The sequence below is a fragment of the Oerskovia gallyi genome (assembly GCF_014836745.1).
GTDB classification, from domain to species: Bacteria; Actinomycetota; Actinomycetes; order Actinomycetales; family Cellulomonadaceae; genus Oerskovia; species Oerskovia paurometabola.
Genome location: NZ_JACSQE010000005.1, coordinates 256,874 through 280,585 on the forward strand (window position 1 = coordinate 256,874; position 23,712 = coordinate 280,585).

The window sequence follows — 23,712 nt, forward strand, 5'->3', positions numbered from 1 at the left end:
CACGTCGCCCGGTGCGCCCTGATTGTCTACGGTGCTCCCATGACCACGTTCGACGGGCCCCACGCCACCTTCCCCCTCGCCCACCTGCCCGTCACGGTCGTCACGGTCTCCGACCGCGGCTCGCGCGGCGAGTACGTCGACCGTTCGGGGCCGCTCCTGGTCTCGCTCCTGGAGACGGGCGGCTTCGAGCGGGTCACGTCGCGTCTGGTGCCCGACGGCGTCAGCTCGGTCCGCGACGCGCTCACCTCCGCGCTGGTCGAGGGGGCGCGGCTCGTGATCACCACGGGCGGGACGGGCATCGGCCCGCGCGACCACACGCCCGAGGGGACGGCCGAGGTCGTCGACCAGGAGCTGCCGGGCGTGGCCGAGGCGATCCGGCGACGCGGCGCGACCGTCGTGCCGAGCGCGGTGCTGTCACGGGGGATCGTGGGGACCGCCCCGGGTGCGCGCGGGCTACGGGCCTTCGTGGTCAACCTGCCGGGCTCGCCGGGCGGCGTGCGCGACGGCTGGTCGGTGCTCGAACCGCTGCTGCCGCACGTGTTCTCGCAGCTCGCGGGCGGGGACCACTGAGGTCGCGGAAGACGTGTCGTTGAGTGCGGAGTAGTTGTCGTCGATCGGCTCTCCGGACGACAACTACTCCGCACTCAGCGGAAGGTGGGGACGGTCAGCCGCCCGCGAAAGGGGGCAGGACGTCGACCTGCTCGTCGGCCGTCAGCGTCACGCCGTGGTCCGCGGTCCGGACGCCGCCGACGAGCACCGAGCAGCGCGGCAGCACCTCGGCGAGGGCGGGGTGGCGCGCGGTCATGACCGCGAAGAGCTCCCCGACCGAGGCACCGGGGAGGGACTCGGCCTCGAGCCCGGCGGCCTCGGCCGCACCGGCGAAGTAGCGGACCTGCGGCACGTCACGCCCTCTCGTGGGCTGCGGGCTCCACAGGGCTGTCGGCGTCCGCAGCACCGTCGACGACGACCTCGTCGAGCGTCGGCTCGACCTCCCACGCGAGCGCGAGCTCGGTGGCGCGCTCCATGGCGTCCAGGCCGGGGTGGTCGGCGCCCTCCCCGGCGGACAGCCCGGCGACGTACCCGGCGATGAAGGTCGTGAGCGGGGCCGCGGGTCGCTCGACCCGGTGCGCGGCGTCCCGCGCGAGGTCGAGGATCGCCCCGATGTCGACCGCCTCACGGTCGAGGTCGAACTCGTCGACGAGGGCGTCCACCCAGCGCTCGAGGTTGCTCATGCCATGCCTCCCGAAGGTCCGTGCGGGTCGTGACTCTCCAGTGCCTTACCGTGCGCGTCGTGCGTACGTCTCCGCATCCTGCCACGTGTCCACGTCGGTGCTCAGGCCGTCCACGTCCTCGACGCGGGTGAGTTCCATCCCTTGGACGAGCCGGCGCACGGGGGCGCCCGCCAGGCCGCCCTGTGCCTGGTCGTCCGCGAGCCGAGCCACGGCCGCGTCGAGGGACTCGCGGCGGTACAGCCCGACGAGCCACTGGTCCCGTCCGTCGTGCGCGAGGTGCACGCCGTCGATCTCCCCGTGACCGGCGGCGGTGCCGGTGGCGGCCGCCACGAGCAGCGGCACGGCCTCCGCAGCCCGCGGCACGTCGCAGGCGAGGAGCAGGACCCAGGGCGCTGCGCCGTCGGGCAGGGCGGCGAGGCCCGCCGCGGTCCCCGCGACCGGACCGCCGAACGGCGGGTCCTCGCGCGTGAGGACGTACGCCTCGGACGCCAGGTCGTCGGGCCCGACGACGACCGTCGCCCGGGCGTCGCGGGTCGCGGTGAGCACGTGGTCGAGCAGGCGCGCGCCCGCGACGACGAGCTGCGGCTTGGACGTGCCGAGCCGCCGCGCCCGCCCGCCCGCGAGCACGACCGCGTCGAACAGGGGCCCGCTCACACCGGGCGCACCCACTCGCCCGACTTGCCGCCCGTCTTGGACTGGAGGCGGACGTCGGTGAGCTCGACCGACTTGTCGAGCCCCTTGACCATGTCGACGACCGCGAGCCCCGCGACCGCGACCGCGGTGAGCGCCTCCATCTCGACCCCCGTGCGGTCCGCGGTGCGCACGGTCGCGCGGATCTCGACGCCGTGGTCCTGGACGTCGAGGTCCACGGCCGCGCCGTGCACCCCGATGATGTGCGCGAGCGGCAGCAGCTCGGCCGTCTTCTTGGCTCCCTGGATGCCCGCGATGCGCGCGACCGCGAGCACGTCGCCCTTGGGGACCTCGTCGGACCGCAGCGCCGCGACGATGTGCGGACCGCACCGGACGACGCCCGTCGCGGTCGCGGAACGGACGGTCGGCTGCTTGAGGGTGACGTCGACCATGCGGGCGTGGCCGCGCTCGTCGAGGTGGGTGAACTCGCTCATGCGATCACCATGACACGCACGACCTCACCCGGCCCAACCGCCTCGACCTCGGGCGGTACGACCGCGATCGCGTCGGCCCGCGTGAGCGCCGACACGTGGTGCGCGCCGGGCCCGACCGGTGCCACGCCGTCGGCCCCGACGAAGCGCACCGGGAGGAACTGCTGCCGCCCCGCGGGGGAGCGCCAGCCCTCGGCGGCGACGCGCTCGACGAGCGGCTCGACGGGCTCCGGGTGGCCCGCGAGGCGGCGCACCGCCGGGCGCACGAACGCCCGAAACGACACGTACGCGCTCACCGGGTTCCCGGGCACGCCGAGCAGGGGAGTGCCGCGCCAGCGTGCGGCGGCCTGCGGCTTGCCGGGCTGCATCCCGACCGCGACGAGCCGCACCTCCGAAGCCCCGTGATCCTCGCCGTGCGGGCCGGACAGGACCTCCTTGACGACGTCGAACGCGCCCGCGCTGACTCCGCCCGAGGTGACGATCAGGTCCACGTGGGGGGCGACGTCGTCGAGCACCGCGCGCAGCGCCTCGGCCGTGTCCGGGACCGCGCCCACGCGCACCGGCACGCCGCCCGCGTCGCGCACGCACGCCGCGAGCAGGAGCGAGTTGGAGTCGGGGATCTGGCCCGGACCGGGGGCGGTGCCGAACGGCACGAGCTCGCTGCCCGTCGAGAGGACCGCGACGCGAGGGACGCGGTGCACCGGAAGGGTCGCGTGCCCTGCCGAGGCTGCGGCCGAGACGAGCCGCGGGGTCGTCGTGGCGCCCGCCGCGGCGACGAGGTCGCCGACCGCGACGTCCTCGGCGCGGCGGCGGACGTTGGGCCTGGACGGCTCGTAGACCTCGATCCGCTCGTCCAGGGGAGCGCCGGGCACGAAGCGTCGCGTCGAGGTCCGCTCCACGGGCACGACGACGTCGCACCCGTCCGGCACGGGGGCGCCGGTCATGATGCGGACGGCTTCGCCGGGGGCGCCGAGGCCGGACGACGGGCCACCGGGGGCGGGGGAGGGTGCCGCCGCGATGTCGCCCACGACGCGCAGCGTGACGGGGGAGTCCGGGGTCGCGGCCGAGAGGTCCGCGCCGCGCAGCGCGTACCCGTCCATGGCCGAGGCGTCGAAGCGCGGGACGTCCAGGAGGGAGCGGACGTCGTGGGCCAGCACGCGCCGGGCGGGGGCGGCGGTCGCGAGCTCGTCGAGGGGGACCTGCTCGGGGGACGACGGCGAGACCAGCGCGAGGACGTGGTCGCGGTACTCGTCGACCGTCGTCCCGGCCGGTGCGGGGCCGTCGCCCGCACGGGGCGACCCGTCAGGACGCGGCCGGTCCACGGGTGCTTGCGACGGCTGGTCCAGGGCGTGGGGGTCCATGGGGACACCGTAGGCCGCCGCGTCGCTCAGACTCGTGTCGCGACCGCGAAGACCCGCCGGAAGGCGAGCGGCGTCCCGTAGGGGTGCGTGGGGTACGCCGCGCGCAGCGCCTCCTGGAGGTCGGCGACGAAGGACGGACGCAGGGCCTCGGGCAGGGCGTCGAGCACCGGGCGGGCGCCTGTCGCCGCGATCCAGGCGTAGACCGGGTCCTCGCCCTGGAGGACGTGCACGTAGGTGGTCTCCCAGGCGTCGACCCGCCAGCCGGGCCGGGCCAGGTCGCCGAGGTACTGCTCGGCGTCGAACCCTCCCGGCCGGGCGGCCGAGCCGGTCGCCTCCCGGTACCGATCGCGTCCGGCGACCTCGCGCAGCGTCACGTGGCTCGGGGCGTCGTGGTTGCCCGGGACGGAGAACGCGAACGACCCGCCGGCGGCGACCATCGACGTCAGGCGTGGCAGGAGGGCGCGGTGGCCAGGGACCCACTGGAGCGTCGCGTTGCTCACGACGAGGTCGACGGGGGCCGGGGGCTCGAACGTGCGCAGGTCGGCGAGCACGTACCGCCCGCCCGGGTCGTCGCGTCGGGCCCGCTCGATCATCGCGGGCGACGAGTCGACCCCCAGGACGTCGGTGCCCGGCCACCGGTGGCGCAGGGCCTCGGCCAGGTGACCGGGTCCGCAACCGAGGTCGACCACTGTGCGAGGCGTCCCCGGCACGCGGGCCAGGAGCTCGACGAAGGGCCGCGAACGCTCGTCGGCGTAGTGCAGGTAGCTCTCCGGGTTCCAGTCCGCCACGACACGCTCCTCTTGATGTCAACAGTCTTGACATCAAGATACATCAGCCCCGGGCGGTTCAGCCCCGCGTCCCGCGCCGCACCGGCCCCAGCGTGAACAGCAGCGTGAGCAGCGCCGTCACCGACAGGGCCGTGAAGCCCAGGCCGTAGTCCCCGTTGAGCTGGTACACCGCGCCCATGATGAGCGGCGGGATGAACCCGCCCAGCCCGCCCGCGGCCCCCACGAGCCCTGTGACGGCGCCGACCTTGTCCTGCGGGGCGACCTTGGCCACGAGCTCGAACGTCGCGCCCGACGACGCGCCGAGCCCGACCGCGAGGCCCAGGAACGCGACGGTCCCCAGGGGGACGAGGTCCGGCTGGAACGCGACGACCGCGGCCAGGACCGTGACGAGCGCGAAGCACGCGACCGACACCGGGATCCCGCCGAACCGGTCCGAGAGCGTCCCGCCGATCGGGCGGCACGCGACCGCGAGCACCACGAACCCGGCCGTCCGCGCGGCGGCGTCGGCGGCCGTCAGGTCGTAGGCGTTCACCAGGAACGTCGGCAGGTACACGCTGAACGCCACGAACCCGCCGAACCCCACGGCGTACAGCCACGAGAGCTGGAGCGTCGCCGGGAGCCTGAACGTGGCCCACGTGCGCGCCAGGAAGTGCCCGTGCGCAGCTGCCGCCCGGCCCGGGGCGTCGCGCACGAGGAGCCACGACACGACCGCGTACACCGCCAGGACGCACGCCACGAGCACGAACGGTGCGCTCTTGCCGTACGCGTCGGTGATCCGCACCGTCGTGAACGCCGAGATCGCGGTGCCGCCCATCCCTATCCCGAAGATCCCCAGCGCCGTGCCGCGCCGAGCCGGGGGGTACCAGGCGTTGACGAAGGGCACTCCGACCGCGAACGCCGTCCCGCCCAGCCCCAGGAAGAACCCGCCCAGGATGAGCAGCGGAAAGCTGTCGGCGACGAAGCCGATGAACAGCACCGGGACGATCGTCGCCGCGCTGACCAGCGGGAACATGATGCGCGCCCCGAAGCGGTCCGTGAGCGCGCCGACCGGGATGCGCCCCAGCGAACCCACGATGACGGGTACCGCGACGAGCACCGACTGCTGGACCGCCGTCAGGCCGAGCGCCGCGCTGTACGCACCACCGAGCGGGCTGATGAGCGCCCACGCCCAGAAGTTCACCGCGAACCCGATCGTCGCGAGGGCCAGCATGAGCGTCGCGGACCCGCCCGACGGCGCGCCGCCGGTCGAGGCGGCGGCGCCCTGCCCGGCGCCGGGAGCCGTCACCGGCGCGGCTGATTCGTCAGGTTGCGTCACTGTGACTCCCGGGGGTCGGTCGCCCGTCCTCGGGCGAATCGGTGGAGCTCGAGATTCCCGCCCGACCCACGCTATCCGCGCAGGTGACGTGTCGCGCGGGCTGGCGGGGACGCCGTCGGGCCCTAGCGTGGTCCCCACGCCCCCGCCCACGCCGCACCACGAAGGCCCCACCCATGACCCTGCTGTTCCTCGGCGTGATCCTCGTCAACGTCTTCGCGTTCACGCTGATCCTCCTGCGCGCGCCCCTGTTCCGTACCGAGGTCTACCGGCCGATGCTGCTCAACGTCGGGCTGTCGGTGCTGCCCGTGTTCGTGCTGACGGCCCTGATCGTCGTGGACCTCGTGCTCGCTGCGGCCGGGGCAGCGCCCTGGCTCGTCGCGATCCTCGCGGTCGCGGGCCTCGCGATCTGGCTCCTGCTGCTGCCCAACGCCGGATACCTCGTGACCGAGCTCAACTTCAGCCACCGCAAGGACGGCGAGGACGTGCCGCTCTGGTACGACATCGTCGCGGTCCTGACCCTCGCGATGTCGGGCGTCCTCAACACCGTCGTCAACATCTTCCTCGTCCAGATGTTCTACGCCGTCCTGCGCTACCCCGAGGACCTGCGCCCCTTCGAGCGCCCGGCGTCCTGGCTCGTGGTCCTCGTGATCCTCGTGCTCGTCTCGTTCGGGATCTACCTGGGGCGGTACATCCGCTTCAACAGCTGGGACCTGGTGCACCCCGTCGGGTTCCTGCGCAAGCTCCTCGGGTACTTCCGCACGCCCGGCAAGGTGCGCGACGCACTGCTGTTCAGCGGCCTCTACACGGTGTTCTTCGCGCTCATCTACCTGGTCGTGATCGGGTCGCTCCTCGAGACCATCACCGCTGTCACGGGCTGACGGGGCGACCCTCTTCCTGCGGTCGACGTTCTGCCCTACGCTCACCGCTGTGAACGCACCCATCGCCGTGACCGCAGCCGAGTACCTCGACGCCACCCGCCGCCGCATGACCGACGACGGCTGCGAGGGGGGACGGGACCAGGTCGGCCCGGTGCAGGCACTGGTCGGCTACCGCGCGAAGTTCGTCCCCGCCGCGATGTCTCGTGTCCACGTCGTCACCGCGGTCGCGCACTTCACGCCCACCGACCTGCAGGTGGACCTCTACACCCGCGACGTCTCGGCCTTCGCCAAGCGGCGCAGCAACGCACTGCGCGGTGTCCAGTCGGGGATCGGTGCGTTCGCGGTGATCGTCGCCGACGGCGTCACGCCCGAGCTCGTCGCCGCCGCCACCGTGAAGCCGCGCCTCGAGTTCGCGGTGATCGTCCAGCCCGTCCTCGTGGACCTCGCGGCCCGCGAGATCCACACGTTCCGCGGGCGCCGGTTCATCGGTGCCGCGCTCAACGGCTTCCTGCGGCGCACGCTCGACGCCCAGATCCAGGTGCCCGCCTGACGGGTCGAGGTCCGGGTGCGAGCCGCCGTGCGCTCAGCGCGGCGGCTCGTCGCTCCGCTCGGCCGGTGTGCGGGGCGCCTGAGGCGGAAGGTCAGGGGGCCGACGGCGGCGCGACCGAGCCGCGGATGACCAGGTGGAGCGGCAGGACCGTGCGAGCGGGCTCCGCGGCGTCGTCGGGGGCGTCGGCCCCGCGGCGGGCCATGGCCCGTTCGAGCGCGTCGACCGCCGCGAGGGCGAGCGCCGCGACGGGCTGCTCGAGCGTCGTGAGCTGGGGGCGCAGCCACTGGCCGATGCGGATGCCGTCGCAGCCCACGACCGACAGGTCCTCGGGGATGCGGATGCCGTGGAGCTCGGCAGCGCCGAGCATCCCGACGGCCACGATGTCGCTGCCCACGAACACCGCGGTGGGGGAGCTCCCGGGCCGCGTCAGGTAGGGGAACGTCGAGGCGCCGAACTGCTCGGTGTACGGGCCGTGGCGGACCAGCTCGGGGTCGACGGGCAGTCCCGCGTCGGTGAGGGCGTCGACGTAGCCGCGCTTGCGCTCCTGGGTCGTGGAGAGCTCGGGCGGGCCGGCGACGTGCGCGATCCGGCGGTGCCCCTGCTGGATCAGGTACCTCGTGGCCTGGTAGGCGCCGCCGTAGTTGTCGACCGTGACGGTGTCGACCGCGAGGTCGAGGTCGATCTCCTCGTCGATCACGACGACGGGCAGCCCGCCCTCGACCGCGCGGGCGAGGCGCTCGTCGGTCCGGCTCATGCCGAGGTAGATCAGGCCGCCCAGCACGTCGCTGCCCCCGATCAGGGGGCTCAGCCCGCCGTCGCGCTCGCCGTGCTTGCCGGAGACGGCGACGACCAGGGGGATCTGGCGGGACGCGGCGAGGTCGGCGCACTCCTCGGCCAGCGTCGTGAAGAACGGGTTGGTGAAGTCGGGTACGACGAGCGCCACGACGCCCTGCCCGGCGTCGGAGCGGGCGTGCGGTCCCGCACTCGGGCGGGCGGCGCGGACCCCGCGGCTCGTGGTGGCGCCGCGGTAGTCGAGCGCGGCCACGGCGGCGTCGATCCGGGCCGCGGTCTCGGGCTGGACGTTGAGCTGGCCGCGCAGGTAGCGGGAGGCCGTCGATGTCGAGACGCCTGCGTGTTGCGCAACTTGCGTCAGTGTCATCGTCGCCACCTCTCTGCTCGTGCCCCGGCCGTCGGGGTGCTGCCCGAGCCTATCGCTGCGCCGGTGATGGGCAGGCCGGGAGTCCGTCGGGGCCGCGGTTTCCCGGTGCCGTCGGCTCCGCAGCGGCCCGTCGGTGGGTGCCTCGTCGCGACTCGGTTGACACCAGGATGCCGCGCGCCTAGGTTGTTGCGCAACAGCAACACAACATTGCGCAACGTCGCCGATGTGCGGCGGAGCCCGAACCGTCTTGAGGAGAACCGCATGAGCCGCGTGCTGCTAGCCGGAGAGTCGTGGATCAATGCCGCGACGGACTACAAGGGCTACGACGCCTTCCCGCACGCCCAGCTGGAGATCGGCTGCGCCAAGCTGCTCGAGGCGCTCGCCGCCGAGGGCCACGACGTCACGCACCTCCCGTCGCACCTCGTCGCGACCGACTTCCCGTCGACCCTCGAGGAGCTCGACGCCTACGACGTCGTTCTCCTGTCGGACATCGGCGCGAACACTCTGCTGCTCCCGCCCGTCGTGTTCTCCGAGGGACGCCCCTTCCCGAACCGCATCAAGCTCCTCGCCGAGTGGGTGCGTCGCGGCGGCGGCCTCATGATGGCCGGCGGCTACCTCAGCTTCCAGGGCTTCCAGGCCAAGGCGAACTACCACGGCACCGCGGTCGAGGCCGTCCTGCCGGTCGAGATCCTCCCGTACGACGACCGCGAGGAGACCCCCGAGGGCATCAGCGGCGTCCTGACCGACGTCGAGCACCCCGTGACCGCGGGCCTCGATGCCGAGTGGCCCATCCTGCTCGGCTACCAGAAGCTCACGGCCAAGGCCGACGCGACCGTCCTCGCGACGATCGAGGGTCGCCCCCTCGTCGCCGTCCGCACCGAGGGCGAGGGCCGCACGCTGGCCTTCGCGTCCGACATCTCCCCGCACTGGGCACCCCGCGAGTTCATGGAGTGGTCCGGCTACGGCAAGCTCTTCGGCCAGGCGATCACCTGGCTCGCAGGCTGATGAGCGCCCGCCCCGAGGGCGGGGTCACCCCCGCCCTCGCCCCGCAGGTCACGGCCTCCCCGGAGGTGACCGTCGTCGGCAGCCTGAACATGGACATCCGGCTGACCGTCGACCGGATCCCGCGCTCGGGCGAGACCATCAGCGCGGCCGGGCTCAAGCGCTCGCCCGGCGGCAAAGGGGCCAACCAGGCCGTCGCCGCCGCGCGCCTGGGCCGTCGCGTCGCGATGGTCGGGGCCGTCGGGGACGACGACGCGGGCCGCGCGATCACGACCCGACTCCTGGCCGAGGGGCTCGACGTCGCGTCGGTCGCGATCTCCGAGCAGCCCACCGGCACCGCCGTGATCCTCTGGGAGCAGCCCGAGTCCACGATCGTCATCGAGGCGGGCGCCAACGGCGACGTCGACGAGCAGTTCGTCGACTCGCGCGACGCCGCGGTCCGGGCGGTCGCCGACGCACAGGTCGTCCTGTGCCAGTGCGAGACCCCGCTCGGTGCGCTCGCCGCCGTCACGCGCCTCGCGACCGGGACGACGATCCTCAACCCGGCCCCCGCGGTCCCGGTCCCGACCGAGATCCGCGACCGATTCGACGTCCTGGTCCCCAACCGGTTCGAGCTCGCGACCCTCGCGGGCGCGAACGAGGCCCCCGGGTCGCTCGCCGACGTCGTGGCCATGGTCCGAGGTCTCGCCTTCCCGGGCGACGTCGTCGTGACCCTCGGGGCCGACGGCTCGGTCGTGGTGCCCCGCGACGGGCTGCCGACCCCCGTCCCCGCCGTGCGCGTCGACGCGATCGACACGACCGCCGCGGGCGACAGCTTCTGCGCAGCGCTCGCCGACGGGCTGCTGCGCGGGGAGGACCTCGTCGGGGCCGCCCGCTGGGCAGCCCGCGTCGCGGCCGTCACGACCACTCGCGACGGGGCCATCGAGTCCCTGCCGCTCGCCGACGAGGTGCCCGCCGCACCGCAGGACCCCACGCCGGAGCACTGACCCTCACGACCCGTCCGACCGCACGACCCCCACCCCGCACGACCCCCACCCAGCCCGACCACTCAGCGTCGACCCAGGGCTGGCCGTTCGATCGGTCCACCGATCCGACGTACCGTCGAAAGATGAAAGGCACGGCCAAGCAATGAAGCACACCACGCCGGAGACCGCCTCCCGCTCGGGAGGCGCCCAGACGGTCGCTCCGTCGCACCGCAACAAGGTCAAGAGCACCGCGACCGCGCTCCTCGTCCTCGCGACCGTCCTCGCCGGAGCCCTCGGCCCCATGCAGGCCGCGGTCAACGGTCAGCTCGGCAAGACGATCGGCGACGGTCACGCGGCCGCCCTCATCTCGTTCGGCACGGGCCTGGTCCTGATGTTCGTCATCGTGTTCGCGCGCCCCGTGACGCGGCGCGAGGCGCTCTCGATCCCGAGCCTCATCAAGGGCCGCACGATCCCGTGGTGGAACTTCCTCGCGGGCCTCTGCGGCGCCGTCATCGTGCTCTCGGAGGGCGTGACGGTCGGCGTCCTGGGCGTCGCGACGTTCCAGATCTCGCTCATCTCGGGTCTGGTCATCTCGGGCGTGATCTGCGACCGCCTGGGCGTCACGGCCTCGGTCAAGCAGCCGCTCACGTTCTTCCGCCTCGCGGGCGCCGTCCTCGCGATCGTCGCGACCGTCATCGTCATCTCGCCGAACTTCTCGACCCCGCACACGATCGCCCTCGCGATCATGCCGTTCGTCGGCGGTCTCCTCGCCGGCTGGCAGCCCGCAGGCAACGCCGCGGTCGCCGACGCCACGGGCTCGATGCTCGTCTCGATCGGCTGGAACTTCCTGGTCGGCTTCACGGCCCTGGGCATCGCCTACGGGATCCGCGCCATGACCTCGGGCGTCGACTTCCAGCTGCCGCCCACGTGGTGGATGTACCTCGGCGGCCCGCTCGGCCTCCTCTCGATCGCGCTCATGGCGCTGCTCGTCCGTGGCCTCGGGCTGCTGCTCCTGGGCCTCGCGTCCACGGCGGGCCAGCTCGTCGGCTCGCTCCTGATCGACTGGGCCGTCCCGTCGCTCGGCCACACGATCTACGCGGCCACGATCATCGGCACCGTGATCGCGCTCGTCGCGGCGGTGATCGGCATGATCCCGTCCGGTAAGTCGACCGAGACCTCGTCCGGCGTGAGCGGGGACGCAGCAGTGGCCGCCGCCGTCGGCGGTGGTGAGGCAGGAGAGGTGAGCCCGCGATGAACGTCACGCCGGCCGGATTCGTCCAGACGGTCACCGGACCCGTCGCGGTGCACGACTTGGGGCTGACCCTGCCCCACGAGCACCTGTTCAACGACCTGTCGGGAGTGCTCGACGCGCCCAGCTACGAGTTCTCCCGAGCCGTGGTCCGCGAGCCCGTTTCGGCGTCGGTCGCCTGGGCCCTGCGCCAGGACCCGTACTGCTGCGCCGACAACATCGCCGACAAGCCCGTCGCCGCGGTCGAGGCGGAGATCCGCAGCTTCGCGGCCCTCGGTGGACGGACCGTCGTGGACGCGACGTCGAGCGAGGCGATCGGGCGCAACCCTGAGCGCCTCGCGGACGTCGCGAGCCGCACCGGCCTCAACGTCGTCATGGGCGCGGGCGCCTACCTCGAGAAGTTCGAGGGCGAGCGCATCACGGCCCAGGCCGTGGAGGCCCAGGCCGCGGCGATCTCGCGCGAGCTGTCGGACGGCGTGGGGGACACGGGCATCCGGCCCGGCGTGATCGGGGAGATCGGCGTCTCGCCGGACTTCACCGCGGGGGAGCGGGCGTCGCTGCGCGCCTCGGCACTGGCGCAGCTCGAGCACCCGCACGTCGCCATGCAGATCCACCTGCCGGGCTGGCAGCGTCGCGCGCACGAGATCCTCGACCTCGTGCTCGACGAGGTGGGCGTGCGGCCGGAGAAGGTCGTGCTGTGCCACATGGACCCCTCGGCCGAGGACCCCGCGTACCAGCGGGCCGTCGCGGAGCGGGGCGTGTGGCTCGAGTTCGACATGGTCGGCATGGACATCACCTACCCCAAGGAGGGCGTCTCGCCCGACCCGCACACCACGGCGGGCGCGGTGCACCGGCTCATCGACGCGGGGTTCGCGGGCCAGGTGCTCATGAGCCACGACGTGTTCCTCAAGCAGATGTGGGTGCAGAACGGCGGGAACGGGTTCGCCTACGTGCCCACGGTCTTCACCGAGATGCTCGCGCAGCGCGGGGTCGAGCGTGAGGTGCTGCGCCGCCTGACGCACGAGAACCCGGCGACGATGCTGACGGCGTGACCGGGTGACCGTGTGACCGGGTGACGGTGTGTGACCGCGAGGTAGGACGTGCTGCGCGAGGTAGTGCGCGGTGCGTTCTACCTCGCGCAGCACGTCCTACCTCGGCCCCGTGCTCCGGCCCGACGGCGGGGCGACCGTCGAGCGGTCGGCGCGCCACGTCGTCGGGCCGGTGGAAGACTCGGCCCATGCGATTCCGGACCACGATCCTCCAGAGCGGCAAGACGGCCACCGGCATCCCCGTGCCGGACGACGTGGTCGCCGCGCTCGACGCGGGCAAGCGTGTGCCGGTGCGCGTCACGGTCGGCGGGCACACCTACCGCAGCTCGGTCGCGCCGTACCAGGGCCGGTTCATGATCGCGCTCAGCGCCGAGAACCGGGAGGCCGCAGGGGTGTCGGGCGGCGACGAGGTGGACGTCGACATCGAGGTCGACGACGCCCCGCGCGAGGTCGCCGTGCCCGACGACCTCGCCGCCGTGCTCACGCCCACGGCGCGCGCCGCGTTCGACGCCCTGTCGTTCAGCCGCCGCCGCGCGCTGGTCGAGCCGATCGAGGCCGCGAAGACCCCCGAGACCCGGCAGCGGCGCATCGACAAGGCCGTCGAGGCCATCGCGGGACCGGCTCCCGGCACGTAGGGCCGTCGACGTGGAAGGCGCTGCGCGAGGCCCCCCTACTTCGAGCCCGAACCCGCCACGCCACCGAGCAGCGCGAAGGCGCTCTCCGCGGTGTCGACCAGCACGGTCGGGTTCGCGAGCACGGCCGGGTCCGTGGCTGCGAGCTGCACGGTCACGACGTAGCTGTCGCCCTCCGCGTCCTCCGCGAGCCACGATCCGGCCAGGACGCCCGGCGCGCTGCCACCCTTGAACGCGACGTAGGGCCACGCCTCGGCGTCGACCTCGATGCCGGGGTTGACCGAGAGCACCTCGCGCACGACGGGGTCCTGCTCGCCGCGCTCGTGCAACCAGACGTGTGCGGCGCACAGGTCCGACGACGTCGCGAACCAGTCGACGTCGTCCTGCCAGACGGGCGTGGTCACTCCCGCAGGGTCGACGTCGAGGGGCCCACCGGGCAGCGCGTCGAGCATCGCGCGCCGCTCCGCGGTGCCGGCCGCCGCCCACCCGGTGGCCTGCGACGGCGCTCCCCAGGCGATCGCGAACGCGTCGCGGGTCGTGAGGAACGGGGTGTTGAGCGACGGGTCCACGTGCCCCAGCGCGCCCTGCGCGCGTTCGACCGCGTCGCGTCCCACGGCCTGGACCAGCAGGTCGGTCGCGGTGTTGTCGCTGATCGAGATCATGAGCCCGGCCGCCTCACGCACCGTGACCACGGTGCCCGCGGGCGCGTCCTGGAGCTGGCCACCGGGCAGCGACCGCACGTCGTCGGTCACGGTGAGCGCGTCGTCCCAGGTCAGCGTCCCGGCCTCGACGGCCTGCGACACGGCGCCCAGCACGTAGAGCTTGAAGATCGAGCCGAGCGGCAGCACCTCGTCCGCGTCCGAGCCGCCGGGGGCCTCCTCGACCGGCCGGCACGTCCCGTCGTCCAGGACCTGGGCCACGAGCAGCGAGCTCCGTGCGTCCACGGCGTCGAGACGTTCGCCCAGCTCGTCCCAGCTCTCGGCGGGCTCACGGTGCGGGTCGTCGCCCGGGCCGAAGAAGAGGGTCTCGATGCGGCTGTCCGCGTCGACCCCGATCTGCATCGTGAAGAACTGACCGCTCGCGCCGACGATCGTCAGCGCGGCCTGCTGCTCGCCCGGGCCGACCGCGTCGACCGAGACCGGCACCCACTCCTGGTCCGCGCGGAGCTGCTCCAGCACGGGCACGAGCTGTGCGGCGGGCACCTGGTCCAGGAACGACCGCGCGAACCGCCGCTCGAGCGTCGCGGCGTCGGGGGACGCGTCCGCGTTGAGCACCTCGAGGACCCACCCTGCCGCCTTGCCGACGGTCCCGCCCGGCAGCGCGACCGCGGTCGGGGCCACGCTCGGCGTGGGCGACACCACGGAGCCGGGGCCGGGCGACGAGCACCCGGTCAGTGCGAGCCCCACGACGAGGAGGCCTCCTACGAGGGACGAGCGACGGCGTCGGGCAGCAGGAGGGGAGGGCATCGGGACACCCTACGGAACACCCCTCGCACGGCGGGCGCGGACCCGCCGGGGCCGCCCGACCTCGACCTCAGGACGCGCGCGCGACGAAGCGCTTCACGACCCGCTTGGCCTCGCGTCCCGCGAACCGGCGCGCGAACACGCTCGCGGCAGCCGCCGCGGCGGCGAACGTCACGGCGCTGATGATGCCGACCTCCGGGTCGTCCAGGTCCTTGGGCGCGTCGTGCCCCGTCGCCTTGGCCCACGCATAGCTCACGGCCTTCTGGGCGATCCAGCCTGCGGCCAGCGTCAGTGCGACGGTCGTGACCTTCTCGGCGAGGGTCTGCTCGTTCTCGGCCATGTGTGTTCCTCCGGTGAGGGTGAGGCGGGCGGGGCGGTGCCGCCGTCGTACCCGCAGGCCCGACGGCGAAGCTCACTCCCACCGTAGGCGGCCCCCGGGGCGCCGCGCTCCCCGGGGGACGTCACCCGCGAGAGCCCTGCCCGCGCCGTCGGGCCGCGGTGTAAAGTCGCAGGTGAACGACAGGGGAGCGCCGACCGTCCGGGAGACACCGGGCAACGGGCGCTGAGAGTGCGGACCACCGCAGACCCTCGAACCTGATCCGGTTAGCACCGGTGGAGGAAGTCGGGCTTCTCTAGCCTCGCTCACGGGACCTCCCGTGCGCGAGGTCCCCCTCCTGTGACGTCCAAGGAGGACACGTGAACACCATCAGTACCCGCCGCGGCACCCCCCGCAGGCTAGGCCTGGGGCTCGTCGGCGGGATCGGCGCGCTGGCCCTCGCGGCCTGCGCTGGCAGCACGGGCGCGGGATCGGGCGAGAGCGGGTCGAGCGCCGCGAGCAGCACCGTCACCCTCGTCACGCACGACTCGTTCAACGTCAGCGAGGACGTCCTCGCCGCGTTCGAGAAGGAGTCCGGGCTGACCGTCAAGCAGGTCGCCCCCGGCGACGGCGGAGCGCTCGTCAACCAGCTCGTGCTCACCAAGGGCTCGCCGCTGGGCGACGTCGTGTTCGGCATCGACAACTCGTTCGCGACGCGCGCGATCGACGAGGGCGTGCTCGAGCCCTACACGCCCGCGGGCCTGGCCGACTCGGCCGCGCAGTACGCGGTCGGCGACGGCGCGCTCACACCCGTGGACCTGGGCGACGTGTGCGTCAACGTCGACCACACCTGGTTCGCCGACAAGGGCCTCGCGGAGCCCGTGACCCTCGACGACCTCACCAAGCCCGAGTACAAGGACCTGCTCGTCGTCACCAACCCCGCGACGTCGTCGCCCGGGCTGTCGTTCCTGCTCGCGACGGTCGGCGCCTACGGAGAGGACGGCTGGGAAGGTTACTGGGCCGAGCTCAAGGACAACGGCGTCAAGGTCGTCGACGGCTGGTCCGACGCCTACTCGGTCGACTTCTCGGGCTCCGAGGGCAAGGGCCCACGCCCCCTCGCGCTGTCCTACTCCACGTCGCCCGCGTTCACCGTCTCTGAGGACGGGGCCTCGACCAGCACGGGCGCGCTGCTCGACACCTGCTTCCGCCAGGTCGAGTACGCGGGCGTGCTCGCCGGCGCCGAGAACCCCGAGGGTGCCAAGAAGCTCGTCGACTTCCTCGTGAGCGACGCGTTCCAGGCCGACATCGCGGACAACATGTACATGTACCCCGCGAACGCGGACGTCGCTCTGCCCGAGGGCTGGGCCGAGTTCGCGCCGCTGTCCCCGGCGCCGTTCGAGGTCGCTCCCGCCGACATCACTGCGCACCGCGACGAGTGGATCAAGGCGTGGACGTCGACGGTGATCGGCTGAGCACGATGCCCGTGAGCCGCGGCGTGCCCGCGGCCGTGCAGCGCGGCGGGCGGGTCCTCCTGTGGGGGCTCGCCGCCGGGCTGCCGCTGCTGTTCCTCGGGGTGTTCTTCGCGTGGCCCGTCGTGACGCTGGTCGCGCGCGGGTTCGTGACCCAGGACGCCTCGGGTGCCTCGCTGGACCTCTCCGGCTTTGCCGAGGTGTTCTCCGAGCCGCGGACCTGGCGCATCGTCGGGCTCACGCTGTGGCAGGGCGTCCTCGGGACCGTGATCTCGCTGCTGCTCGGCGTGCCCGGCGCCTACGTGCTGTACCGGTGCAGGTTCCGGGGGCGCACGTTCCTGCGGGCCTTCGTGACCGTGCCGTTCGTGCTGCCGACCGTCGTGGTCGGCGTCGCGTTCCGCTCGCTGCTCGTCGAGGGCGGGCTGCTCGGGTTCCTGCGGCTCGACGGCACGTTCGGGGCGATCGTCCTGGCGCTCGTGTTCTTCAACTACTCGGTCGTGGTCCGCACGGTCGGCGGGCTGTGGGAGCACCTCGACCCGCGCGCTGAGGAGGCGGCCCGCGCCCTCGGCGCCTCGCCCTGGCGTGCGTTCCGGTCCGTGACGCTGCCGTCCCTGGCGCCGGCCATCGCGTCCGCGGCGTCGATCGTGTTTCTGTTCTGCGCGACGGCGTTCGGCGTCGTGCTCGTCCTGGGCGGCGTCCAGTACGGGACCATCGAGACCGAGATCTGGATCCAGACCACCCAGTTCCTCGACCTGCGCACCGCGGCCGTGCTGTCGGTGGTGCAGCTCGTGGTCGTCGTGGTCGCGCTGAGCGTCGCGAACCGGACCCGCTCCCGGCGCGAGCGCGCCCTCAACCTGTCCGCCGCGACGTCCGCTGCCCGGCCGCTGCGCCTGCGGGCCGACGCCGCCCCGCTCGCGGTGACCGCCGTCGTCGTGCTGGGCCTGATCGCGCTGCCGCTCGTCAACCTCCTCGTCCGGTCGTTCCAGACCCCCGCCGGGTGGAGCCTCGCGAACTACGCGAACCTCGGCACGACCGGCGGTCGCAACGCCCTGACCGTGACCGTGTGGGAGGCGACCGCGAACTCGCTGCGCACCGCGGCGCTCGCGACGCTCATCGCGGTCGTGATCGGGGGGCTCGTGGCTCTCGTCGTCTCGCGGCGGCCCCGGTCCCGCACGGCGCGGCGCGCGATCGGCGCGCTCGACTCGGTCTTCATGCTCCCGCTCGGCGTGTCCGCCGTCACGGTCGGGTTCGGCTTCCTCATCACGCTCGACAAGCCGCTCGGCCTCGACGTGGACCTGCGGACCTCGGGGATGCTCGTCCCGATCGCCCAGGCGGTCGTCGCGATCCCGCTCGTCGTGCGGACCGTTCTGCCCGTGCTGCGCGCGATCGACCCGCGCCTGCGCGAGGCCGCCGCGACCCTCGGGGCGTCGCCCGCCCGCGTGTTCGCCGCGGTCGACGGTCCCATCGCCGCCCGGTCGCTGGGCCTCGCGATCGGGTTCGCGTTCGCGGTCTCGCTCGGGGAGTTCGGGGCGACGTCGTTCCTGGCCCGCCCCGACACCGCGACCCTCCCCGTCGTGATCTTCCGGCTCATCGGGCGGCCCGGCGCGGAGAACTACGGGATGGCGCTCGCCGCGAGCGTCGTCCTCGCGGTGCTCACCGCGACGGTCATGATGGTGGCGGAGCGCCTGCGCGGCGACCGCTCGGCAGGAGAGTTCTGATGGACGGAGCCCAGGTGGTGGAGCGAACGACCGGTGGTCCCACGGCGTCGCATGACCCTCACGAGGTCTCGGCGGGCCGGGGGCTCGCGGTGCGTGACGTCGTCGTGCGCTACGCGGACCCTGCGTCCGGCAGAGGACCAGGGACGACGGCGGTGCGCGGCGTGAGCCTCGACCTCGCCCCGGGCGACGTGCTCGCGCTGCTCGGCCCGAGCGGGTGCGGCAAGTCGAGCCTGCTGCGCGCGGTCGCGGGGCTCGAACCCGTGGCCGCCGGGTCCGTGTCCTGGGACGGGCGCGACCTCGCGGGCGTGCCCGTGCACCGGCGCGGGTTCGGGCTCATGTTCCAGGAGGGGCAGCTGTTCCCGCACCGCGACGTCGCGGGGAACGTGGCGTTCGGCCTGCGGATGGCAGGCGTGAAGCGCCCCGCCGCGGCGGGACGGGTGGCCGAGCTGCTCGACCTCGTGGGCCTCGCGGGGTACGCGCAGCGACCCGTCGCGACGCTCAGCGGCGGCGAGCGCCAGCGCGTCGCGCTCGCCCGCGCGCTCGCCCCGGAGCCGCAGCTCCTGCTGCTCGACGAGCCGCTGTCCGCGCTCGACCGCGGGCTGCGCGACCGGCTCGCGGGCGACCTACGCGCCGCGCTCGTCGCGACCGGGACCACCGCGCTGTTCGTCACGCACGACCACGACGAGGCCTTCACCGTGGCCGACCGCGTCGCCGTCATGGACGCCGGACGGCTGCTCCAGGTCGCCGCACCCGAGGACCTGTGGCGCGCGCCCGCGTCGCGGCGGGTCGCGGAGTTCCTGGGGTACCAGGCCTTCGTGCGAGCGACGGAGGGTGGGCCCGCGGGCGACGGCGCGCTGCTGGCGATCGGGCCGACGGGGCTCGTGCTCGCGACTCCTCGTCCCGCCGGTGTGCCAGAACGGGCGAGGGGTGGTTCTGACAGCTCGGCGGGGTGGGCCGGCACGGTCGTGCGCAGCAGCTTCCGCCGCGGGCGCACCGAGGTCACGGTCGACGTGGACCTCGGCGCGGGGGCCCAGCGCGTCGTCGCGCTCGGCTCTCCGCCCGGCGGTGCCACGACGACCACGCCCGACGGCGCCGCGCACCACCCGTTCGCGCCTGCACCGGGGGAGCGGGTCCGGGTCGTGCTCGACCGTGCGGGCTGCGCGGTGGTCCCGGGGTAGAGGTGGCACCCGCCCTGCGACCGACCGGCTCCCGCGTTAGCGTCGAACGATGACGAAGACCACGAGCGACCACGTGTCCGACCGCACCGAGGAGCACGGCGGCAAGGCCGCGAAGATCCTGTACCGGCCGTTCGGGCTGGCGAGCTCGATCATCGGCGGGCTGATCGCCGGCCAGGTGTTCAAGCAGGTCTACAAGCGCGTCTCCCCGGGCCACCGCAAGGACGCCCCCACGCCGCTGCAGTCCGAGTACCCGCTGCGCGAGATCCTCGTCGCGTCCCTCATCCAGGGAGCGGTGTTCTCCGGGGTCAAGGCGCTCATCGACCGCGGCGGGGCGCGGGTCTTCCAGAAGTGGACGGGGGAGTGGCCGGGCGACTGAGCGGCTTCACACGGGTCCCGCGTCCCTGACCAGCACCGCGAGCTGCGTCCTGTTCTCCAGGCCCAGCTTGTCCAGGACGCTCGACACGTGGGCCTTGACGGTCGGGAGGCTGAGGTAGAGCTCGCGCCCGATGTCCGCGTTGCTCGCGCCGCGCCCCACGGCGAGCGCGACCTCGCGCTCGCGTCCTGTCAGACGGTCGAGCGACGCCGCAGCACGCGCACGCGCCTCGCCGACCGAGGCGGCCGACGCCATGAGGCGTCGCGCGACGTCGGGCGAGAGCACCGGTTCCCCGGCAGCGGCTGCCAGGACGGCTGCGGCGATCCGGGCCGGGGGCATGTCCTTCAGGAGATAGCCGACGGCCCCCGCGCGGAGCGCGCCGAGCACCTCGTCCTCGGTGTCGAACGTCGTGAGCACGACGACGGCGGGCGGGTCGGTCCGTGCGCGCACCCGGGCCGTCGCGGTGATCCCGTCGACCCGTGGCATCCGCAGGTCCATGAGGACCACGTCGAGCGGGTGGGCGTCGAGGAGGCCGGGGACCTCCGCACCGTCGGCGGCCTCGCCGACGACCTCGATGCCGTGGGTGCCGTGCAGCATCATGCGCAGGCCGGACCGCACCAGGGCGTCGTCGTCGACGATGGCGATCCTCACGGGGTCGGTCATGCGTCCCACGGTAGCGACACCGTGAGCCGGAACCCGGCACCGCCGGTGGCCGGACCGGCGAGGACCTCGCCGCGCAGCAACCCTGCCCGTTCACGGAGGCCCACGAGCCCTGTCCCCGTTCCCTGGCGCGAGGGGACGTTCCCGGGGGAGGGACCGTCGTCGGACACGTCGACCCGGACCTCGCCCGGGACCACCACGACCGCGACGCGGACCGCGCTGCCGGGCGCGTGGCGGCGGGCGTTGGTCAGTCCTTCCTGCACGGCGCGGAAGGCCGCGGCCTGCACGGTGGCCGGCACCCCGGCGGGGTCGCCGTGCTGCTCCCAGTCGACGTCGACGCCCGCGACGCGGGACTCCTCCACGAGCCGCGGGACGTCGGCCAGGCCGGAGGCAGGGCGCAGGGCGTCGGGCTCGGCGCGCAGCACGCCCACGACCTCCCGGAGCTCCTCGAGCGCCGCGCTCACGCCCGCACGGACCAGGCCTGCGGCGCGAGCGACCTCTGCGGGCGGCGTGTCCGGCCGGAACTCGAGCGCGCCCGCGACGGTCGCGAGCAGGGAGAGCCGGTGGGCGAGGGTGTCGTGCATCTCGCGGGCGATGCGCGCACGCTCGGCGGCCCGGGCCTCCCTCACACGGAGCTCCTGCTCGCGCTCGGCCCGCCGTGCCCGCTCCCGGAGGTCGGCGACGACCTGGGCGCGGGCCTGGGCGAAAGCACCCCAGCCGACGAGCGCGGCGTGCACGGCCGCGTCGCACAGCAACCACCAGCCGAGCGGGAGGCCCACCGGGCGCCACAGGGCCTGGACCGCGTGCCCCGCGAACCCTGCTGCGGCGACGAGCACCGCGACCCGCAGCGGTCGGCGACGGGCGACCTCGAGCGTCGCCACGGTCGACGCCGGGGTCGCTGCGGGAGACAGGGCGGCGAGCGCGGCCAGCACGAGGGCGGGTCCGACCGGCCCGGCGAGCACCGCCGTGACGCGCGGCGTTCGCGCTCCCCGCGGCGACCACCACAGGAGCGGGGCGAGGGCCACGGCGACCAGGGCGACCCCGAGGTCGAGCACCACGCGCGAGCCGGACTCCTGCGGCAGGACCCCCCACAGCATCAGTGCGGTGAGCGCGCCCACGGCGAGCACGACCCATGCCAGCACGGCCCGTGAGGGGGCGGGCGGAGGCGAGCATTCCTCGGTCGGAGAGCTGTTCATGCGGCCAGCGTAGGGACGCCCGTCGCCGGGCCACCACCGACTTTCGGAGGGGGGAGGGGGCCGTCGGTCGGGCCGCTGACAGCCGTCGGGAGGGTCCGGCGGGACCGGTGCGCGGGGCACGGTGGGGAACGCCGGCCACCCGGTCGGCGCAGGCTCCGCAGGGAGCTCTGGCGGCAGAAGGAGGAGTCATGGACGCGAACGGCACGCGGACGACGCGCACAGGCACGAGGAGCACGGGGACGACCAGCGCGGGCACGAGCACCGTGGGCAGGCCGACGCGGCGGCTGCCCGCGTGGTGCGTGCCGCTGCTCGCGGCGGTCGCCGCGGTGCTCGTCTGGGCGGTGGGGACGGCGGCGGGCGTCGAGGCCGTCGTGGGAGACGCTGGCGGCGGCATGGAGGTCGGGCCGGCCGCGGTGGTCGTGACCTCTCTGGTCGTCGGCTTCGCCGGGTGGGGTGTCCGGTCGCTGCTGCGCAGGACCGGTCGGGCGCCGAGGGCGGGGCGCACGCCGGGCGAGCGGGCCTGGACGGTGACCTGCGCCGTCGTGCTCCTGGTGTCCCTGCTCGGCCCCCTGGGCGCGACGAGCACGTCCGCGACGCTGCTCCTCCTCGCGCTCCACGTCACGGTCGGGGCCGTGGTCGCGCTGGGGCTGAGACGCTGAGCGCGCGGGGACGGCGGCCCTGAGCCGCCCGCCGGAGGGCCCGACGGCGCCCGCGCACCTGCGCGCGCCGCGAGCCCTCGCGCGTGCCACGGTGGGACCAGGGACCGATGAGTTCGCGGCCCGGTCCTGGTCCAACCGTCGTACCGGCAGACTCCCGAAGGGACCCATCATGGCCAAGCTCGTCTCGACCCTGTTCATCTCGCTCGACGGCGTGGCCGAGATCGACCCGGCCTGGCACTTCCCCTACTTCGACGAGCACATGGGAGCGGCAGTCGACGAGGACTACACGGGTGTCGACACCCTGCTCCTGGGGCGCGTCACCTACGACAGCTTCGCGGGCGCGTGGCCAGGACGCGAGGAGGCCGGCGAGGAGGACGCCGTGTTCGCGAAGCGGCTCGGGGACGTGCGCAAGATCGTCGCGACCCGGGGCGATGCGGACCTCGGCTGGCGCAACGTCGAGCGGATCGACGGGGACCTGGTCGAGTCCGTGACGACGCTCAAGGAGACCCCCGGCATCGCGAAGGTCCTCGTCGCGGGGTCGCTCTCGGTGGTCCGCCAGCTCCTCGCCGCCGGGCTCGTCGACGAGCTGAGCCTGCTGGTCCACCCCGTCGCCGCGCGCAAGGGCGAGCGTCTCTTCGACGAGGGGGAGCCGATCTACCCCCTGCACCTGCTGCGCTCCGAGGTCTTCCCCACGGGGGTCGTGCACCTGGTCTACGGCCCGAGCGCCCTGCCGGGCAGCGAGGACTACGAGGACGTGAAGGACAAGGTGCCGGGCGGTGCGGAGGGCTGACCGCCCGCCCGGTTCGTGGCGCCGCTGACGCGTGAGCCGCGTCGGCCGCGTCTCGGCCGGACACCTACCGACCATATGGTTGGATTTGACCGGTGAACTCGTTGCGGAGGCATGTCCTCACTGTTGTCCTGCCCGGTGTGCTCGGTGCGACCCTTCTGACGGGGTGCGCGTCACCCACGGACGCCGGTGGAGACGGCCCAGCGACCGGCGCTCCCGCCCCCGCAGCTGCCTCGGAGACCCCGTCGACGGCCGGGGCGTGCGACCTGATCGGTGCCGACCAGGTGGCCGCGCTGGCCGGTCAGTCGCTCGACGGCCCGTTCGAGACGACGGTCGCGGGCAACGTCGAGTTCCCCGCCTGCGTGTGGGGCGACCCGGCGGGCGCCACGGTCCAGGTCTCGCGCATCCCCGCCGCGGACTGGGCGCAGCAGCTGCCAGAGATGCTCCAGCAGCTCGAGGCCACGGGCCTCGTCGACGACGCGGAGAACACTCGCAAGATCCGCGAGGCGTCCGCGCTCGTCGGCACGGGCGAGAAGCTCGACGCGGTGCAGGCGTGCGAGATCTTCTCCACGACGATCGAGATCGCGGGCGG

26 protein-coding genes, 1 pseudogene and 1 riboswitch are annotated in these 23,712 nt (G+C 73.9%); of the genes and pseudogenes, 15 read left to right on the forward strand and 12 right to left on the reverse strand.

Annotated elements, in window-relative coordinates; all coding sequences use genetic code 11:
- The first annotated feature begins 39 nt into the window (after window positions 1-39).
- Entirely contained in the window at window positions 40-570 is a 531-nt protein-coding gene (locus tag H9640_RS08400) for a MogA/MoaB family molybdenum cofactor biosynthesis protein (RefSeq protein ID WP_191790248.1), read from the forward strand.
- Window positions 571-664: 94 nt separating this feature from the next.
- Here H9640_RS08400 and H9640_RS08405 read toward each other — a convergent pair whose 3' ends face one another.
- From H9640_RS08405 to H9640_RS08435, 7 genes are read right to left on the reverse strand one after another with little or no spacing between them, the layout of a single operon-like run.
- A complete protein-coding gene (locus H9640_RS08405; protein ID WP_191790249.1) occupies window positions 665-901 on the reverse strand; it encodes a MoaD/ThiS family protein in 237 nt (78 codons plus the stop codon).
- Window position 902: 1 nt separating this feature from the next.
- Window positions 903-1,232, reverse strand: coding sequence for a DUF6457 domain-containing protein (locus H9640_RS08410; RefSeq protein ID WP_191790250.1), 330 nt, complete (start codon window positions 1,230-1,232; stop codon window positions 903-905).
- A gap of 45 nt (window positions 1,233-1,277) precedes the next feature.
- Window positions 1,278-1,886 carry a molybdenum cofactor guanylyltransferase gene (gene mobA, locus H9640_RS08415; protein WP_318243708.1) on the reverse strand — a complete coding sequence of 203 codons (609 nt, stop codon included), beginning with the start codon at window positions 1,884-1,886 and terminating at the stop codon, window positions 1,278-1,280.
- The gene (moaC, locus tag H9640_RS08420) at window positions 1,883-2,356 is read right to left on the reverse strand and encodes a cyclic pyranopterin monophosphate synthase MoaC (protein WP_191790251.1); all 474 of its coding nucleotides are present in this window, start codon (window positions 2,354-2,356) and stop codon (window positions 1,883-1,885) included. The genes mobA and moaC overlap by 4 nt, the downstream gene beginning before the upstream one ends.
- Window positions 2,353-3,714, reverse strand: coding sequence for a molybdopterin molybdotransferase MoeA (locus tag H9640_RS08425; RefSeq protein ID WP_191790252.1), 1,362 nt, complete (start codon window positions 3,712-3,714; stop codon window positions 2,353-2,355). Before H9640_RS08425 ends, moaC begins: the two co-directional genes overlap by 4 nt.
- Before the next feature lie 26 nt (window positions 3,715-3,740).
- Entirely contained in the window at window positions 3,741-4,502 is a 762-nt protein-coding gene (locus tag H9640_RS08430; RefSeq protein ID WP_191790253.1) for a methyltransferase domain-containing protein, read from the reverse strand.
- Between the two features lie 58 nt (window positions 4,503-4,560).
- Window positions 4,561-5,787, reverse strand: a complete 1,227-nt coding sequence (locus H9640_RS08435) for an MFS transporter (RefSeq protein ID WP_318243709.1) — start codon at window positions 5,785-5,787, stop codon at window positions 4,561-4,563.
- Between the two features lie 203 nt (window positions 5,788-5,990).
- Here H9640_RS08435 and H9640_RS08440 point away from each other — a divergent pair, with 203 nt between their 5' ends.
- Together H9640_RS08440 and H9640_RS08445 are read left to right on the forward strand one after the other, a co-directional pair.
- The gene (locus H9640_RS08440; protein ID WP_191790254.1) at window positions 5,991-6,695 is read left to right on the forward strand and encodes a DUF1361 domain-containing protein; all 705 of its coding nucleotides are present in this window, start codon (window positions 5,991-5,993) and stop codon (window positions 6,693-6,695) included.
- 49 nt (window positions 6,696-6,744) lie between these two features.
- Window positions 6,745-7,245 (forward strand): hypothetical protein, encoded by a 501-nt coding sequence (locus tag H9640_RS08445; protein WP_191790255.1) that lies wholly within the window; start codon window positions 6,745-6,747, stop codon window positions 7,243-7,245.
- 91 nt (window positions 7,246-7,336) lie between these two features.
- Here the strand turns inward: H9640_RS08445 and H9640_RS08450 are convergent, their stop codons facing one another.
- Window positions 7,337-8,413, reverse strand: a complete 1,077-nt coding sequence (locus tag H9640_RS08450; RefSeq protein ID WP_404821889.1) for a LacI family DNA-binding transcriptional regulator — start codon at window positions 8,411-8,413, stop codon at window positions 7,337-7,339.
- A gap of 252 nt (window positions 8,414-8,665) precedes the next feature.
- On the opposite strand from H9640_RS08450, the gene H9640_RS08455 reads away from it, so the two are divergent.
- The 5 genes from H9640_RS08455 (at window position 8,666) to H9640_RS08475 (ending at window position 13,304) form a co-directional block, all read left to right on the forward strand.
- Window positions 8,666-9,409 (forward strand): glutamine amidotransferase, encoded by a 744-nt coding sequence (locus H9640_RS08455; RefSeq protein ID WP_191790257.1) that lies wholly within the window; start codon window positions 8,666-8,668, stop codon window positions 9,407-9,409.
- Window positions 9,409-10,392 (forward strand): ribokinase, encoded by a 984-nt coding sequence (locus tag H9640_RS08460; protein WP_191790258.1) that lies wholly within the window; start codon window positions 9,409-9,411, stop codon window positions 10,390-10,392. Before H9640_RS08455 ends, H9640_RS08460 begins: the two co-directional genes overlap by 1 nt.
- Window positions 10,393-10,534: 142 nt before the next feature.
- Complete coding sequence (locus H9640_RS08465; protein WP_191790259.1) at window positions 10,535-11,626, forward strand: DMT family transporter; 1,092 nt, start codon at window positions 10,535-10,537, stop codon at window positions 11,624-11,626.
- Window positions 11,623-12,672, forward strand: coding sequence for a phosphotriesterase family protein (locus tag H9640_RS08470; RefSeq protein ID WP_191790260.1), 1,050 nt, complete (start codon window positions 11,623-11,625; stop codon window positions 12,670-12,672). The genes H9640_RS08465 and H9640_RS08470 overlap by 4 nt, the downstream gene beginning before the upstream one ends.
- A gap of 185 nt (window positions 12,673-12,857) precedes the next feature.
- Window positions 12,858-13,304 carry a YdeI/OmpD-associated family protein gene (locus tag H9640_RS08475; RefSeq protein ID WP_191790261.1) on the forward strand — a complete coding sequence of 149 codons (447 nt, stop codon included), beginning with the start codon at window positions 12,858-12,860 and terminating at the stop codon, window positions 13,302-13,304.
- A gap of 35 nt (window positions 13,305-13,339) precedes the next feature.
- Here H9640_RS08475 and H9640_RS08480 read toward each other — a convergent pair whose 3' ends face one another.
- Window positions 13,340-14,767, reverse strand: a complete 1,428-nt coding sequence (locus tag H9640_RS08480; RefSeq protein WP_191790262.1) for a serine hydrolase — start codon at window positions 14,765-14,767, stop codon at window positions 13,340-13,342.
- A 67-nt stretch (window positions 14,768-14,834) separates the two neighbouring features.
- Window positions 14,835-15,104 carry a DUF4235 domain-containing protein gene (locus H9640_RS08485; RefSeq protein ID WP_138822447.1) on the reverse strand — a complete coding sequence of 90 codons (270 nt, stop codon included), beginning with the start codon at window positions 15,102-15,104 and terminating at the stop codon, window positions 14,835-14,837.
- Window positions 15,105-15,275: 171 nt separating this feature from the next.
- A riboswitch (TPP riboswitch) is annotated at window positions 15,276-15,402 on the forward strand.
- Between the two features lie 58 nt (window positions 15,403-15,460).
- Between H9640_RS08485 and H9640_RS08490 the strand changes: the two genes are divergently transcribed.
- The 4 genes from H9640_RS08490 (at window position 15,461) to H9640_RS08505 (ending at window position 19,821) form a co-directional block, all read left to right on the forward strand.
- Complete coding sequence (locus tag H9640_RS08490; protein ID WP_191790263.1) at window positions 15,461-16,552, forward strand: thiamine ABC transporter substrate-binding protein; 1,092 nt, start codon at window positions 15,461-15,463, stop codon at window positions 16,550-16,552.
- A 5-nt stretch (window positions 16,553-16,557) separates the two neighbouring features.
- A complete protein-coding gene (locus tag H9640_RS08495; protein ID WP_191790306.1) occupies window positions 16,558-18,267 on the forward strand; it encodes an ABC transporter permease in 1,710 nt (569 codons plus the stop codon).
- A gap of 161 nt (window positions 18,268-18,428) precedes the next feature.
- Window positions 18,429-19,445: an ABC transporter ATP-binding protein gene (locus H9640_RS08500; protein WP_404821890.1), complete on the forward strand. Its 1,017-nt coding sequence runs from the start codon at window positions 18,429-18,431 to the stop codon at window positions 19,443-19,445.
- 49 nt (window positions 19,446-19,494) lie between these two features.
- The gene (locus H9640_RS08505; RefSeq protein ID WP_191790265.1) at window positions 19,495-19,821 is read left to right on the forward strand and encodes a DUF4235 domain-containing protein; all 327 of its coding nucleotides are present in this window, start codon (window positions 19,495-19,497) and stop codon (window positions 19,819-19,821) included.
- A gap of 6 nt (window positions 19,822-19,827) precedes the next feature.
- Here H9640_RS08505 and H9640_RS08510 read toward each other — a convergent pair whose 3' ends face one another.
- Both H9640_RS08510 and H9640_RS08515 read right to left on the reverse strand, forming a co-directional pair.
- Entirely contained in the window at window positions 19,828-20,481 is a 654-nt protein-coding gene (locus H9640_RS08510; RefSeq protein WP_191790266.1) for a response regulator, read from the reverse strand.
- Entirely contained in the window at window positions 20,478-21,674 is a 1,197-nt protein-coding gene (locus tag H9640_RS08515) for a sensor histidine kinase (protein WP_191790267.1), read from the reverse strand. Before H9640_RS08515 ends, H9640_RS08510 begins: the two co-directional genes overlap by 4 nt.
- A 188-nt stretch (window positions 21,675-21,862) precedes the next feature.
- On the opposite strand from H9640_RS08515, the gene H9640_RS08520 reads away from it, so the two are divergent.
- The 3 genes and pseudogenes from H9640_RS08520 to H9640_RS08530 form a co-directional block, all read left to right on the forward strand.
- Complete coding sequence (locus H9640_RS08520; RefSeq protein ID WP_225226873.1) at window positions 21,863-22,333, forward strand: DUF6069 family protein; 471 nt, start codon at window positions 21,863-21,865, stop codon at window positions 22,331-22,333.
- 169 nt (window positions 22,334-22,502) lie between these two features.
- The gene (locus tag H9640_RS08525) at window positions 22,503-23,123 is read left to right on the forward strand and encodes a dihydrofolate reductase family protein (protein ID WP_191790268.1); all 621 of its coding nucleotides are present in this window, start codon (window positions 22,503-22,505) and stop codon (window positions 23,121-23,123) included.
- A gap of 92 nt (window positions 23,124-23,215) precedes the next feature.
- Window positions 23,216-23,712: pseudogene (locus H9640_RS08530) on the forward strand (hypothetical protein); the annotation flags it as partial.